Origin of the sequence: Pseudomonas lutea, from assembly GCF_000759445.1 — a bacterium.
In the GTDB taxonomy this organism is placed as follows: Bacteria; Pseudomonadota; Gammaproteobacteria; order Pseudomonadales; family Pseudomonadaceae; genus Aquipseudomonas; species Aquipseudomonas lutea.
This window is the reverse complement of sequence record NZ_JRMB01000001.1, coordinates 840,981-855,464: the sequence shown is the minus strand read 5'-3', so window position 1 is coordinate 855,464 and position 14,484 is coordinate 840,981. Positions and strand designations below refer to the sequence as shown.

The 14,484-nt window shown below is 61.2% G+C and carries 14 protein-coding genes; 11 read left to right on the top strand and 3 right to left on the bottom strand.

The genetic code is table 11. The features are described from left to right. Positions 1–6: 6 nt before the first annotated feature. The 7 genes from ligD (at position 7) to LT42_RS03520 (ending at position 7,125) form a co-directional block, all read left to right on the top strand. Positions 7–2,712 (top strand): DNA ligase D, encoded by a 2,706-nt coding sequence (gene ligD / locus LT42_RS03550; protein ID WP_037010008.1) that lies wholly within the window; start codon positions 7–9, stop codon positions 2,710–2,712. Between the two features lie 20 nt (positions 2,713–2,732). Next, the gene (locus LT42_RS03545; RefSeq protein ID WP_037010006.1) at positions 2,733–2,957 is read left to right on the top strand and encodes a DUF2188 domain-containing protein; all 225 of its coding nucleotides are present in this window, start codon (positions 2,733–2,735) and stop codon (positions 2,955–2,957) included. 367 nt (positions 2,958–3,324) lie between these two features. Next, on the top strand, positions 3,325–4,548 hold the full coding sequence (locus tag LT42_RS03540; protein WP_037010004.1) for a zinc-dependent alcohol dehydrogenase: 1,224 nt from the start codon (positions 3,325–3,327) through the stop codon (positions 4,546–4,548). 22 nt (positions 4,549–4,570) lie between these two features. After that, positions 4,571–4,789 carry a PLD nuclease N-terminal domain-containing protein gene (locus tag LT42_RS03535; protein ID WP_037010003.1) on the top strand — a complete coding sequence of 73 codons (219 nt, stop codon included), beginning with the start codon at positions 4,571–4,573 and terminating at the stop codon, positions 4,787–4,789. A gap of 283 nt (positions 4,790–5,072) precedes the next feature. Then, positions 5,073–5,870, top strand: a complete 798-nt coding sequence (locus LT42_RS24825) for a hypothetical protein (RefSeq protein WP_052075039.1) — start codon at positions 5,073–5,075, stop codon at positions 5,868–5,870. Continuing rightward, positions 5,870–6,289 (top strand): phage holin family protein, encoded by a 420-nt coding sequence (locus LT42_RS03525; RefSeq protein WP_037010000.1) that lies wholly within the window; start codon positions 5,870–5,872, stop codon positions 6,287–6,289. The genes LT42_RS24825 and LT42_RS03525 overlap by 1 nt, the downstream gene beginning before the upstream one ends. Beyond that, positions 6,286–7,125 carry a DUF3618 domain-containing protein gene (locus tag LT42_RS03520; RefSeq protein WP_052075037.1) on the top strand — a complete coding sequence of 280 codons (840 nt, stop codon included), beginning with the start codon at positions 6,286–6,288 and terminating at the stop codon, positions 7,123–7,125. The genes LT42_RS03525 and LT42_RS03520 overlap by 4 nt, the downstream gene beginning before the upstream one ends. Before the next feature lie 70 nt (positions 7,126–7,195). On the opposite strand, the gene LT42_RS03515 is transcribed toward LT42_RS03520, so the two are convergent. Continuing rightward, positions 7,196–8,053, bottom strand: a complete 858-nt coding sequence (locus LT42_RS03515) for an SDR family oxidoreductase (protein WP_037009998.1) — start codon at positions 8,051–8,053, stop codon at positions 7,196–7,198. 439 nt (positions 8,054–8,492) lie between these two features. Here LT42_RS03515 and LT42_RS03510 point away from each other — a divergent pair, with 439 nt between their 5' ends. After that, the gene (locus LT42_RS03510; protein ID WP_037009995.1) at positions 8,493–8,873 is read left to right on the top strand and encodes a RidA family protein; all 381 of its coding nucleotides are present in this window, start codon (positions 8,493–8,495) and stop codon (positions 8,871–8,873) included. A 122-nt stretch (positions 8,874–8,995) separates the two neighbouring features. After that, positions 8,996–10,990 carry a peptidase U32 family protein gene (locus tag LT42_RS03505; RefSeq protein ID WP_037009992.1) on the top strand — a complete coding sequence of 665 codons (1,995 nt, stop codon included), beginning with the start codon at positions 8,996–8,998 and terminating at the stop codon, positions 10,988–10,990. 56 nt (positions 10,991–11,046) lie between these two features. Here LT42_RS03505 and LT42_RS03500 read toward each other — a convergent pair whose 3' ends face one another. Continuing rightward, the gene (locus LT42_RS03500; protein WP_037009991.1) at positions 11,047–11,376 is read right to left on the bottom strand and encodes a hypothetical protein; all 330 of its coding nucleotides are present in this window, start codon (positions 11,374–11,376) and stop codon (positions 11,047–11,049) included. Positions 11,377–11,663: 287 nt separating this feature from the next. Here LT42_RS03500 and pcsA point away from each other — a divergent pair, with 287 nt between their 5' ends. After that, complete coding sequence (gene pcsA / locus LT42_RS03495; protein ID WP_037009990.1) at positions 11,664–12,383, top strand: phosphatidylcholine synthase; 720 nt, start codon at positions 11,664–11,666, stop codon at positions 12,381–12,383. 101 nt (positions 12,384–12,484) lie between these two features. On the opposite strand, the gene LT42_RS03490 is transcribed toward pcsA, so the two are convergent. Beyond that, positions 12,485–12,946 carry an Lrp/AsnC family transcriptional regulator gene (locus tag LT42_RS03490; RefSeq protein WP_037009988.1) on the bottom strand — a complete coding sequence of 154 codons (462 nt, stop codon included), beginning with the start codon at positions 12,944–12,946 and terminating at the stop codon, positions 12,485–12,487. A 203-nt stretch (positions 12,947–13,149) separates the two neighbouring features. Here LT42_RS03490 and LT42_RS03485 point away from each other — a divergent pair, with 203 nt between their 5' ends. Continuing rightward, the gene (locus LT42_RS03485; RefSeq protein ID WP_037009987.1) at positions 13,150–14,310 is read left to right on the top strand and encodes an aminotransferase class V-fold PLP-dependent enzyme; all 1,161 of its coding nucleotides are present in this window, start codon (positions 13,150–13,152) and stop codon (positions 14,308–14,310) included. Positions 14,311–14,484 lie beyond the last annotated feature (174 nt).

Below are 14,484 nucleotides of genomic sequence, written 5' to 3'. Positions count from 1 at the left end.
AAAGTCATGAGTGCCGGACTCGACGAGTACAACCGCAAGCGCGATTTCGACGCGACGCCCGAGCCGTCGGGCGGCGCGAAACCCAAGCGTACGGCCGCCAAAAAGCGCGGTCAGGCGCATGCCCTGCAGTTCTGTATCCAAAAGCATGACGCAACCCGCCTGCATTACGATTTCCGCCTCGAAATCGACGGCACGCTCAAGAGCTGGGCCGTGCCCAAAGGTCCGTCGCTGGACCCGAAGATCAAACGCCTCGCCGTTCACGTAGAGGACCATCCCCTCGATTACGCCAGTTTCGAAGGTCACATCCCCGAAGGGCATTACGGTGCGGGGGATGTCATCGTCTGGGACCGTGGGGTATGGACGCCGCTCTCCGACCCTGCAGAGGCCTATGCGAAAGGCAAACTCAAATTCGAGCTTCAGGGCGAAAAGCTTGGCGGCGTCTGGAACCTGGTCAAAACCCATATTCCCGGCAAGCAGGAGCAATGGTTCCTGATCAAGCATCAAGACGAATCGGCCCGCCCGGAAGCCGAATACGACGTCGTCAAGGCGCTGCCGGACAGTGTGCTCAGTGACCGGACGTTGATCCCTAAAAAACGTGGAGGGAAAGCCGCCGCTCCCAAACCCGTCGAGAGCGTTCCGGCTTCGCGCAAGAAACCCGCCAAGGCACAGCTGTCAGGCGCCGCGCCGGGTGAACTGCCTGCGCTGCTCAAGCCAGAGCTGGCCACGCTGGTGGACTCTGCCCCCGAGGGCGACTGGCGTTACGAGATCAAGTTCGACGGTTACCGGGTCATGGCGCGGGTCGCGGATGGCAACGTCCAGCTGTTCACCCGAAATGGCCATGACTGGACCCACAAACTGCCTCGCCAGGCCGAAGCCATCGCAGCGCTGGGACTGGAATCAGCCTGGCTTGACGGCGAAATGGTGGTGGCCAACGAACAAGGCGTGCCGGACTTTCAGGCCCTGCAGAACGCCTTCGAAGCGGGCCGCAGCGGCAACATCGTCTATTACCTTTTTGACATGCCCTTTCTCAACGGCATGGACCTTCGCGAAGTGCCGGTCGAGCAGCGCCGCACCGCCCTGGCGACGGTGCTTGAGCGCAGCGAGGACGAAGTCCTGCGTTATTCGCAAGACTTCGACGAAGTGCCCGACGCCCTGCTCAACAGTGCCTGCCAGATGCAGATGGAGGGGCTGATTGGCAAGCGATCGGGCAGCCCGTACGTGTCACGCCGCAGCGGTGACTGGATCAAACTCAAGTGCAAGCGTCGTCAGGAGTTCGTGGTGGTGGGCTACACCGACCCCAAAGGCGCACGCAGCAAATTCGGCGCGCTGCTGCTGGGGCTGCACGACGCCGACAGCGGCGAATTGCGCTACGCGGGCAAGGTAGGCACCGGGTTCAACGAGGCGACCCTGGGGACCATCTTCGATCAGTTGACGCCATTGCAGGCCAAGCAGGCTGCGGTAGTCAATCCGCCCACCGGCTTTGAGGCCAAGGGTGTGCACTGGCTCAAGCCGGTCCTGTTGGCAGAGGTCGCCTTTGCCGAGATCACCAAAGAGGGATCAGTCCGGCACGCCGTGTTCCACGGGTTGCGCAACGACAAGCCTGCCGAGTCGATCACCGAGGAGCTCCCTGCCCCGGCCCCCGCTGCCGGCGACAGCGCTGAAGCTGAGGCTGAGGCTGAGGCTGCTGCATCGCCGAAGCCTGCCAAGCCAGCCAAGCCAGCCAAGGCGGCTAAACCCGCCAAAGCTGCAGAATCCGGCAAGGCTGACGCGACAGAATCACCGAAAACTGCCAAAGCCAAGGCCGCAGCCAAGCCTGCGCAACCGGCGGTGACCAGTGGCAAGATCCGCCTGACCCATCCCGAGCGCGTCATCGACCCCACCGGCGGCGCAACCAAACGCGACCTCGCTGATTACTACATCCGCATTTCGGAGTGGCTTCTGCCGCAGCTGGCTCAACGCCCGGTGGCGCTGGTACGCGCCCCCGAGGGCATCGGCGGCGAGCTGTTTTTCCAGAAGAACGCTGATCGCCTCGCCATCCCGGGCATCGAGACCATGGGCAAGGAATACACCGGCCACCCGGTGATGCTGATCAACAACATCGAAGCGCTGGTCGGCGCGGTGCAGATGAGCGCCATGGAGCTGCACACCTGGAACGCCGTCGCCAAAGACCTGGAGCGTCCGGACCGGTTCATCCTCGACCTCGACCCGGACCCGGTCCTGCCCTGGAAAAGTATGGTGGAGGCCACGCAGCTGACCCTAGCCGTGCTGGATGAGCTGGGCCTGACCTCGTTTTTGAAAACCAGCGGCGGCAAGGGCATTCATGTGGTCGTGCCGTTGACGCCCAAGGCTGACTGGGACGCGGTGAAGGATTTCAGCCACGCCATCGTCAAGCACATCGCCAAGCTGCTGCCGGACCGGTTTTCTGCCGTGTCCGGGCCGAAGAATCGCGTGGGGCGGATTTTCATCGATTACCTGCGCAACGGCCTGGGCGCGACGACGATCAGCGCGTATTCGGTCCGTACACGCGAAGGCTTGCCGGTGTCGGTGCCGATTAACCGCGAGGAACTGCTGGAGATCAAAGGCGCGAATGCCTGGAACATTCACAACGTGCACCAGCGGCTCGCCGAACTGGAAGAAGACCCTTGGGCCGATCTGCCCAAGACCCGACAGACCATCACGGCCGAGATGCGCAAGCGTGTCGGCCTCAAATGATTCATCAACTGGAGGAAACCATGGACAACTACCACATCACCAAAACCGACAACGGCTGGGCACTGACCAAGGAAGGCGCGGCGCGCGCCTCCAAGACGGCAGGCACCAAGACGGAAATCGTCAGCCTGGCCAGCGAGTATCTGGACGGTAAAACAGCGTCGCTGAAGATCCACAAGGAGGACGGCACGATTCAGGAAGAGCGTACCTATCTGCGCGCTGCGGATCCGACCAAGACCAAGGGCTGAAGGCTCCGACTCGCCATGCAGGTGGTGAGACAGGCTTTGCCGGGGGTGATTTGAGGGACTGCACGAGCGATCGCTTCAGGGTTGAGGTGAACGGTCTGGCCCCTTCCCGGCTAAAGCCGGTCCCACAGGTTGGCCGGCGATTGCTGGGACGGGCTAAAGCCAATCCCACTGGTTTGGCCCACGCGATTCGTGGGACCGGCTTCAGCCGGGAAGCTCTTGGCGCCGAACAAAGATGCCTCCGGTGACGATGTTTTTGCTCGCGTCACGCACACCGCTAATCCCTCATCCATGCAAAGTCATGAACTAAACGCCTCGCTTGCCGCTCCGCTATTCAGACATCTGAATTTTTCACTCGCGGAGAATCCCAATGAGAGCACTCACCTATCACGGCGCCCACAACGTGAAAGTGGACACCGTCCCCGATCCGGTCCTGGAACAGCCCGACGACATCATTCTGCGCGTCACCGCCACCGCCATTTGCGGCTCCGACCTGCACCTCTATCGCGGCAAGATACCGACCGTCGAGCACGGTGACATCTTCGGCCACGAATTCATGGGTATCGTCGAAGAAACCGGTTCGGCAGTGACCAAGGTTCAGCGCGGCGACCGTGTGGTGATCCCCTTCGTGATCGCTTGCGGCGAGTGCTTCTTCTGCAACATCGACCTGTATGCCGCCTGTGAAACCACCAATACCGGTCGCGGCGCCATCATGAACAAAAAGGCCATTCCACCAGGAGCGGCCCTGTTCGGTTTCAGTCACCTTTATGGCGGCATCCCCGGCGGTCAGGCCGAACTGGTGCGCGTACCGAAGGCCAATACCGGGCCGTTCAAGGTGCCCGGCACCCTGTCTGACGAGAAAGTGCTGTTCCTCTCTGACATCCTGCCCACCGGCTATCAGGCCGTGCTCAATACCGGGATCGGCAAAGGCTCAAGCATTGCCATCTACGGGGCAGGCCCGGTCGGGCTGATGAGCGCTGCGGTCGCCAGAATGCTCGGCGCCGAACAGATATTCATGGTCGACCACCATCCGTACCGCCTGGCCTACGCTCAGGCGACCTATGGCGTGATCCCGATCAACTTCGACGAAGACGATGACCCGGCCGATACCATCATTCGCCAGACCAAAGGCATGCGCGGCGTGGACGGCGTGGTCGATGCGGTGGGTTTCGAAGCCAAGGGCAGCACCACCGAAACCATCCTGACCAACCTGAAAATGGAAGGCAGCAGCGGCAAGGCGTTGCGGCAGTGCATCGCGGCCGTGCGCCGTGGCGGCGTGGTCAGCGTGCCTGGCGTGTACGCGGGCTTCATTCATGGCTTCCTGTTTGGCGATGCCTTCGACAAGGGCCTGACGTTCAAGATGGGCCAGACTCACGTTCAGCGCTTCCTGCCGGAATTGCTCGAACACATCGAAGCCGGTCGCCTGGCCCCCGAGGCCATCATCAGCCACCGCATGTCCCTTGAGCAGGCTGCCGACGGCTACAAGATCTTCGACAAGAAACAAGAAGATTGCCGCAAGGTCATCCTGACCCCGGGCCGTCCCGAAATCCCTGTCGTCGAACCTGAAGCGGTGACCGGCGTCCCCGCAATGTAACCCCAGTCAGGAGGTACAGAAGATGGAAAGCGTATTCTCGACCGCCGTGGCGATCATCATCCTGCTCGTCGATCTGTGGGCCATCGCCAGCGTCTGGCGCAGCACCAAATCCTCCGGCGCCAAGTTGGGCTGGACCGTGTTGATTCTGATCTTCCCGGTGGTGGGCCTGGTCATCTGGGGCATCGCCGGGCCACGCGGCGTCGCCAACCCGCCAACGTCTGACGAGCACAGCAAAGGCTGATTGCTTCCCCCTCTGAATGCGCGGTTCTCTCCGCGCATTCAGCCCGTTACCGCCCTTACCTTTCCCCCTCAGACGGACCCTCAAGCGCTCGTTCGGATAGGTCCAAACGCCCGGCGCGCGGCCTTCTGACAAAGTGCTCGACCGTTCGTCCTCAACCCCGAACTCGGTCATCGCAGCGTTGCTCAACTTTATAAGCGTGCAGGTTCTCTGCAGCGTGAAATGAGCAGGCGCGCCCGTCATCGGATGCTGCCTATATCCCGTTTCGGTTAAGGATGATGATCAAATGCCCACATTCAGTGAAGACACCGCAGGCGCTCAAGCGCGCCCCGCGTCTCCAGGAGAGGCGCTGCACACCTTGCAAGACGACGCGAAGCATGTGCTTGAAAGCGCACGCGAACATGGCACCGAACAGCTCGGGCAGTACCGTGACAGCGCGGCCGATCAGCTCGAGAACCTGGCGAAAACCGCAAGCGCCGCGGCAGAAGACCTGCAGGAAAAGGACACGCTGGGCATCTCTCATTACATCAGCGACATCGCCGAGAGCCTGAGCGCCTTCGCCTCCAGCATGCGTGGCAAAAGTGCAGAAGAAATGCTGCAGCAGGCCGGTCGGCTCGCCCGCGAGAACCCGGCACTGTTCGTCACCGGCAGCGTGGCGGTGGGCTTCGGGTTGTCGCGATTCCTGCGCGCCAGTAGCTCAGACCTGAGCGCTTCTGCTACGGATGCCTCGTCCACCTCGGGGGCCAGTCCGCAATACCCGGCAGGCGAACGCGACGGCGGGTTCAGTGCAGGAACGGACGGAAGCAACCGTGAAGGCGACGCACTGAAGGCACAGCACCCCTACAGAGGTGATGCGGTGCGCGGCGCGCCCATCCAGACGCCCGACCCGCTGGCCCCCCATGACCCCACCGCCCACGGTTCCGCCACCACCGACCTTGACGATGGTGTGGGCATCCAGCAGTCCGGCGCCGAGCTGGGCAGCTTCAACTCCGACCCCGGCACTGTGAACAGCCCGGCCTCGACCGCCCCGTCATCGCCGATTTCGCCAGCGCCTGACAAGCCCGCACCCCGAGGAGAATTCTAATGTCGATCAATTCAGAACTTCCGCCACGTGGCAACGGTGACAGCGACACCTCGGTGCTGAGCCTGATCCGTCAGCTGACCCACGAGGTCCCGGCGCTGATCAGCGAAGAGCTGGCGCTGGCCAAGGCTGAAATCCGCAGCTCCGTGGCCACCGCTAAAGCCGCCGCCGCTGCGCTGGCCGGTGGCATGGTGGTCATGCTCGCAGGCTTGGTCATTTTGCTCTTGGCCGCCGTTTACGCCTTGGCAATGGTTATGGCGCCGTGGCTAGCCGCGTTGATCGTCGGCGTGATCGCCATGATCGTCGGCTTTGTGATGGTTCAGTCCGGGAAGAAACACCTGGAAGCCACACACCTCGCCCCGGAGCGCACCATGAATTCGCTCCATAAGGACAAAGACGCCATTCAGAGGAAAGTCTCATGAGCATCGAAAGCAGCTTTGCCACCGACGATGAATTCGGCCGTGACCGCAGCGAACGCGTGGCCGGCGACAGCCCGGACGCAATCGAGCGCAACATCGACGCGCGACGGGCCAACATCGAGAACATCGTCGATGCACTGGAAAACAAACTGTCTCCGGGGCAATTGATCGATCAGGCGCTGGCCTTCACCAAGGAAAACGGTGGTGAGTTCTTCGGCAACCTCGGGACCTCGATCAAAAACAACCCGATGCCTGCCCTGCTCACCACCGTGGGCGTTGCCTGGCTGATGCTCGGACAGAATCAGAAGCCCGGCTACAGCACTGGCAGCAGCGGCTCTTCCATGTTTGGCGACCTGGCAGACAGGTTCAGCGGCGCAGCCCACAGCGTCACCGAAGCGTTCAGCGGCGCCACCGCCCATGCCAGGGAGTCAGGGCATCACGCCAGTGACAAAGTCAGTCAGTTCGGCGAATCCGCCAGCCAGACCCTGGGCGATTTCAAACAGCAAGCAGGCGCCCAGACCTCCGCGATGAAAGACAAACTGTCGTCATCGGCCGGTTCTGCGCAAGACGCGCTGCTGCGTCAAAGCCGTAACCTGCAGGGCAGTTTCCAGTACATGCTCCGCGAGCAACCGCTGGCGCTGGCGGCCATGGGCATCGCCCTCGGCGCTGCCCTGGGTGCGGCATTGCCGAGCACCGAGAAAGAGAATAAGGTTTTTGGCAAAGCCAGCGATGACATGGCACAAAAGGCCAAGTCCACGGTGAGCGAGGCGTGGGAAACGGTCTCGGACGCCGGCGTCAACATGGCTGACGACCTCAAAAGCACCGTCAAAGGCACGTGAATCTGACGGACACTCGACAAAAAAAGGGGCTGCATGTGCAGCCCCTTTTGCTATGCAGCCCTCGAAGGATTCAGAGGATCGGCTTGCCGCCCGTCACTGCGTAACGAGCGCCCGAAATGTAGCTGCCTTCGTCGGACGCCAACAGCACGTAGATTGGAGCGACTTCCACAGGTTGGCCGGGACGACCCAGAGGGGTTTCTTCACCGAACGTTTTGACCTGCTCTTCCGGCATGGTCGAGACAATCAGCGGCGTCCAGATCGGGCCTGGCGCGACGCTGTTGACCCGAATGCCGCGATCACCCAGCAACTGGGCCAGGCCTGCGGTGAAGTTGGCGATCGCGCCCTTGGTGGTCGCATACGCCAACAACGTGGGCTTGGGTGAATCGGAATTGACCGAGCTGGTGTTGATGATCGAACTGCCCGCCGCCATCGACGGCAATGCCGCCTTGCAGATTCTGAACATGGCCGTGATGTTCAGATCGAAAGTCTTCACCCACTCCTCGTCCGGGATTTCCTCCAGCGTTTCATGGGTCATCTGGAAGGCTGCGTTGTTGACCAGCACATCGATGCGGCCGAATTTCTTCACGGTCTCGGCGACAATAGCCTCGCATTGGGATTTAGCGGTCAGATCGCCCGGCAGCAGCAGGCACTGACGGCCTGCCTCTTCCACCCAACGGGCAGTTTCTTTCGCGTCTTCATGCTCATCGAGGTACGAGATCGCGACGTCTGCCCCTTCACGGGCAAAGGCAATGGCCACGGCACGGCCAATGCCGCTGTCACCACCGGTGATCAGTGCGATCTTGTTGCTCATGCGGCCCGAGCCCTTGTAGCTGGTTTCGCCGCAATCGGGGTATGGCTCCATTCTGCTCTGATCGCCGGGAACCGGCTGCTGCTGAGGCTTGAAAGGTGGTTTCGGGTAATCAGTCATGTCGCTCTCCTTAAAGTTTTCAACGCAAAGTGGTCAGCGTTAAAGGTGGACTTTGAGCCTTCGCGAGGAGTTCGGACTTTTTTGGCAAGGATGTGATTGGCGGTTATCGCTGGGGTCTTCGGCAGATTCTTTCCGAATCGGGAACAGTGTTTTGCAGAAAGTTAGCTCGCTAACGGTAGGGTCCGCTGCTAGCTTTAACCCCGTTGAATCCGCCGATTTGACCCCCCCCCCCGGAGCCGCCTCCACGTCAGAGATAACGTGGGGGCGGCTTGCTTCTTGGCTTACGGCCACACAATGGCGCGACGTCCACTGCGCTGGCTTTGCGCCAATGTCAGGACCTCGCCTACCGTCAAGCCTGCCTTTTCCCTTCCGAGTCCGCCATCATGTGCGACGGCCCTCGAACGGCCCGTTCACCCCATTTCGTTGAAGAGAGATCACCATGGCAAACCACGACATCACTTTCACGCCCGATCCTGACGTCGACTCCATTTCCTCGGACGTTGCCGGTTTCGGCGGCCTGCTGGTTTCCACGCAGATTCCCACGCGCGCCGACGGCAGTCTGGAGCTGGGCGGCATCGTCGAACAAAGCGAATGCACGCTTCAGGCCCTGAAGGTCGCCCTGGAGCGTGCTGGCAGTTCCATGGATCGCGTGTTGCACCTGACCATCTACCTCACCGACATGGCCGATCGTGCCGCCTTCAACGAGGTTTATCAGCGCTTTTTCGCCAAGCCCTGGCCGGTGCGTGCCGCCGTCGGCGTGGCCGCATTGGGCGTGGCAGGCATGCGCGTTGAAGTGACCGCGATGGCTGCCAAGGCCTGATCACGGGCGTATCGGGCGTCGGCATCCAATGTGCTGACGCCATCGGGCAGCAGACGGGTGCCGGTCAGGCGTTTCGCCGCTACAATACGCGCCTTGACCGTGACCGTGCCGACTAAAAAAATATGTCTCTGCCCAAACATCACCTCGAATTGCTCAGCCCTGCCCGCGACGTGGCGATTGCCCGCGAGGCCATTCTGCATGGCGCTGACGCCATCTATATCGGCGGCCCCAGCTTCGGCGCGCGCCACAACGCCGCCAACGAAGTCAGCGAAATCGCCGGGCTGGTCGAATTCGCCCGCCGCTACCATGCGCGCGTATTCACCACCATCAACACCATTCTTCACGACAACGAGCTGGAGCCGGCGCGCAAGCTGATCCATCAGTTGTACGACGCGGGTGTTGACGCGTTGATCGTTCAGGACCTCGGCGTGATGGAGCTGGACATTCCACCCATCGAACTGCACGCCAGTACCCAGACCGACATCCGCACACTGGAACGCGCCCGCTTTCTGGATCAGGCGGGCTTCTCGCAGCTGGTGCTGGCTCGCGAGCTGAATCTTCAGGAAATCCGCGCCATCGCCGATGAAACCGACGCGGCCATCGAATTTTTCATCCATGGCGCGCTGTGCGTGGCCTTCTCGGGCCAGTGCAACATTTCCCATGCCCAGACCGGCCGCAGTGCCAACCGTGGCGATTGCTCACAAGCCTGCCGTTTGCCGTACACCCTGAAGGACGATCAGGGTCGCGTTGTGGCCTATGAAAAGCACCTGCTGTCGATGAAGGACAACAACCAGAGCGCCAACTTGCGCGCACTGGTCGACGCCGGCGTGCGCTCGTTCAAGATTGAAGGCCGCTACAAGGACATGGGCTACGTGAAGAACATCACGGCCTACTACCGTCAGCGCCTGGACGACATTCTGGAAGACCGCCCGGACTTGGCCCGCGCCTCCAGCGGCCGCACCGCGCACTTCTTCCTGCCAGACCCGGACAAGACCTTCCACCGCGGCAGCACCGACTATTTTGTCAGCGACCGCAAGATCGACATCGGCGCGTTCGACTCACCGACCTTCACCGGTCTGCTGGTGGGCGTGGTCGAAAAAGTCGGCAAGCGCGATTTGCAAGTGGTCACCCATGAGCCGCTGTCCAACGGCGACGGGCTCAATGTGCTGGTCAAGCGCGAGGTGCTGGGTTTCCGCGCCAACATCGCCGAGCCCAAGGGCGAGTTCGAGGAAGATGGCGAGAAACGCTATCGCTACCGCGTCGAGCCCAATGAGATGCCCAAAGGTCTGCAATTGCGGCCCAACCACCCGCTCAGCCGCAACCTGGACCACAACTGGCAACAGGCCCTGCAGAAGACCTCTGCCGAGCGGCGGATCGGTGTGTCGTGGGTTGCACGTCTGCGTGAAGACGCTCTGGAACTGGTCGCCACCAGCGAGGAAGGCATCAGCGCCCGGGTGCAGTTGAACGGCCCGTTTGGCGTTGCCAACAAGCCGGAGCAGGCGCTCGAGCAGTTGCATGACTTGCTGGGCCAACTGGGCACCACCGAATACCACGCCACGGCCATTGAGCTGGACGCGCCGCAGGCCTTCTTCATCCCCAATTCGCAACTCAAGGCCCTGCGCCGTGAGGTGATCGAAGCGCTGACCCTGGCACGTATCCAGGCGCACCCGCGTGGCGCGCGCAAGCCGGAGACGTCCCCGCCCCCGGTATACCCCGAGGCGCACCTGTCGTTTCTGGCCAACGTGTACAACGAGAAAGCGCGGCACTTCTATCATCGCCATGGCGTGCAACTGATCGACGCCGCGTACGAAGCCCACGAGGAAACTGGCGAGGTGCCGGTGATGATCACCAAGCATTGCCTGCGCTTCTCCTTCAACCTGTGCCCGAAACAGGCCAAGGGCGTGACCGGCGTGCGCACCAAGGTGGCGCCGATGCAGTTGGTACATGGCGACGAAGTTCTGACATTGAAGTTCGATTGCAAGCCGTGCGAGATGCACGTCATCGGCAAGATCAAAGGCCATATCCTGGGCTTGCCGCAACCCGGCAGCGGCGTGCAGGTGGTCGGGCATATCAGCCCGGCCGACCTGATGAAAACCATTCCCCGCGCGCCGCACTGATCCTCAGCCCTTGAGGACCTGTCGCGCTGCGAACATCTGGTTCGCGGCGCGATGGATCAGCGTCTGGCCACCTCGTGCTTGATGCAGCCTTCGTAGTAAACCTGTTTGACGCTTTCCGGCCGCAGCCGCGACGGGCTGTCGTACGTTTGCTCGGTAATCCCCAATGCACTCATGCGCATCCACTGCTGGGCAAAATGCTGCGCCTGCATCTTCTTGCGCGCGCCATACAGTGTCAGGCCGGACAGTTTGTATTGCTGGGCCGTACCGGCCATGCCCGCGCCCCACGTACAGAGGTCGCGCTCATTCTTGCTGGGGCCTCGGGCGAAGGCCTCACTGGTCACTAACGCGAGCAGAGAGAAAGTCAATACGGTCCTGAGAAATGACATGCGGTTCCTTGGCTAACTGACTGATTAGCGGGTGATTCTGCATGCGCCGCTGCGCTTCATGGGCCAGCATATTGCCTTCTTTGTCAGTCAGCCGACCAATGACCGCTGCCACCGGCGTGTACCATGGCGCCGCGTCACATTTGAGTAACGAAAGCCGGCGCCGCCTGCTACCGTGTAGGGGTTACGTCTGAACCTTATCGACCGATCCCCGGTCGATAGATGCACCTCTGGTTCCGTCGACTGCGGCTGTACCCGACCGAACCCGCTTATTTCCGGAAGGACCGTTCATGATTCCAATTCAACGCATGGCCTGGCTCAAGGCTTGGGGCGCCCATGGTTTTACCGCCACCGGGGTGGTGCTCGCCTTCCTGGCAACCATTGCTCTGTTCGATAATCAACCCAAGGCGTGCCTGCTCTGGCTGGGCTTTGCCCTGATCGTCGACGGTGTCGATGGCTCACTGGCGCGCAAGCTCAATGTGCAGTCGGTCCTGCCGCACTTCGACGGCTCCGTGCTGGACCTGGTCATCGACTACCTGACCTACGTATTCATCCCCGCGCTGTTCATCTATCGCTATATCCCGCTGCCGGAATACACCCTGCTGCTGACCACGTCGATCATTCTGGTGTCGTCGCTGTTCTGTTTCTGCAACGTCGAGATGAAGAGCAAGGACAACTACTTTCAGGGCTTCCCTGCAGCCTGGAACGTGGTGGCGCTGTGCGTGTACATCCTTTCACCGGCCCCGTGGCTGACGTTCATCACCGTGATCTGCCTGGCGCTGCTGACCGTTACGCGCATGAAGTTCCTGCACCCGTTTCGCGTCCGCCGCTTCATGCCGCTGAACATTGCGGTCACCGCAGTCTGGTTCTTCTGCAGCTTTCTGCTGGTCATGAACCATCCGTACAACGCTTCCGTCACCCTGTTCGTGTGGCTGGCGATGTCGGCGTACTTTCTGGGCATCTGCATCTGGCGCACGTCGATGGAGTGGATCGACAAAGCCCGCGTGTGATCCCCATGTGAGTCTGTAAGCGCACAAAAAAACAGCCATCCTTTGATGGCTGTTTTTTTTGGCCTAGATTAGACCAGCCAGTTTAATGGCTACCTGACGGGTCAGGCCGTGTAGGTCAACGGTAGCTGGGTGGTGGACTTGATCTGCTCCATCGCGAAGCTGGAGCTCATGTCCGTAATCCCCGACAGCTGAATAAGCTTCTTGTACACCGCGTCATAACCGGCGATGTCCGGCACCACGATGCGCAGCATGTAATCGGTGTCGCCCGCCATGCGATAACACTCGACTACCTCCGGCAAGGTTGCGATCAGGTCATGGAACCGACCGAGCCACTGGGCATTGTGCTGATTGGTGCGAATCGCCGCGAACACCGTCACCGCGACGTTCAACTGGCCTGCATCAAGCAAGGCCACTCGGCCGCGAATCATGCCCTGCTCTTCGAGCTTCTGTACCCGGCGCCAGCACGCCGTGCTGCCCAGCCCTACACGGTCCGCGATCTCAGCAATCGGACGCGTGCAGTCGTTCTGCAGAATGCTCAGGATGGCTTGGTCAAACTTGTCCATGACGGTACTTTGCCTCAGATGACTCATATGCATTAAGGCGATAAAGATAAGTCAAAAAGCGCTACCACGAGAACAGAATTCCGCGCTTTCGTTTTTTAGCGGAATATTATTTCGCACGGCCGGACAAACAACGGCGAGGAATCAATTTTTTTTCACGTGGACGCTAGTAGTATTTTCTGCACGACGGACAGCGCAGAACACTCATGAAAACACTCCCTTGTTATTTCGATTACGCAGCCACCACCCCGGTCGACGATCGCGTCATTCAGGCGATGGTCACCTGCCTCGGTCGGGAAGGCACTTTTGGCAACCCGGCCTCCAGCTCCCACGCCTATGGCAATCAAGCACGCCAAGCCGTTGAGCTGGCTCGCCGGCAAGTCGCAGAGCTGGTGGGCTGCAATGCTGATGCCCTGGTCTGGACCTCCGGCGCCACCGAATCAAACAACCTTGCCATCAAGGGCCTTGCGCTCAATCCGCACCACACCGAGCGTCGGCACCTCATTACCAGCACCATTGAACACAAAGCGGTCATCGACACGGTTCGTCAATTGGAACTGGCCGGTTGCCCGGTCACTTGGCTGGAACCTGACGACCGCGGGCTGATCCATCCCGATGCCGTCAGCCAGGCCCTGCGCGATGACACGCTGCTGGTGTCGCTGATGCTAGTGAACAACGAACTGGGCACTGTCACTGACATCGCGGCCATCGGCCAGATCGTCCGTGAGCACGGTGCCCTGTTCCACGTCGACGCCGCTCAGGGCGCCGGCAAACTGCCGATCGACCTGTCGGCACTGCCTGTCGACCTCATGTCCTTCTCTGCACACAAAACCTACGGCCCGAAAGGCATCGGCGCACTGTATGTCGGCGACCGCGCGCGGCCGCTCCTTGAAGCGCAAATGCACGGTGGCGGCCACGAGCAGGGTTATCGCTCAGGCACCCTCGCCACCCACCAGATCGTCGGCATGGGCGCGGCCTACGCGCTGGCCAGCGCCGAGATGGCCGAAGAAGTCACGCGCATCGACCGGCTGTCTGCGCAGTTGCGCGAAGGTTTGCTTGGCCTTGAGGGCATCAGCCTCAACGGCGATCCGCAACAGCGCATCCCGCACACACTCAACCTGTGCATCGACCGCCCGGGCTTCAACGTCGCGAGCCTGGCCAGCGACCTGGCCGTCTCGTCCACCTCCGCGTGCAACTCGGCGAGCAGCAGTGTTTCTCATGTGCTGCTGGCGCTGGGCCTGACCCAGGCCCAGGCGGGCAGCAGCTTGCGATTGAGTTTGGGGCGTTATACGACTGAGGGCGATGTGGAGAAGGCTATTGCGGTGATTGGCGAAAAAGCGAGGGCGCAGGCGACGACGTTTTGGTGATGAGGTAAGTGGGCGCCAACGGGCCAGTTGAGGTGAGTGGCTCGTTGGATAGCCTGCGGCCGGTTCGTCGACGACAGTAAACCCGAGCACGCCAGCGCTAACCATTTGATCTGCCAATGCTGCTCATGCCGGCCGCCCCTAATGGCCCGCCAGCGTGTTCTGCATTAGCTCACG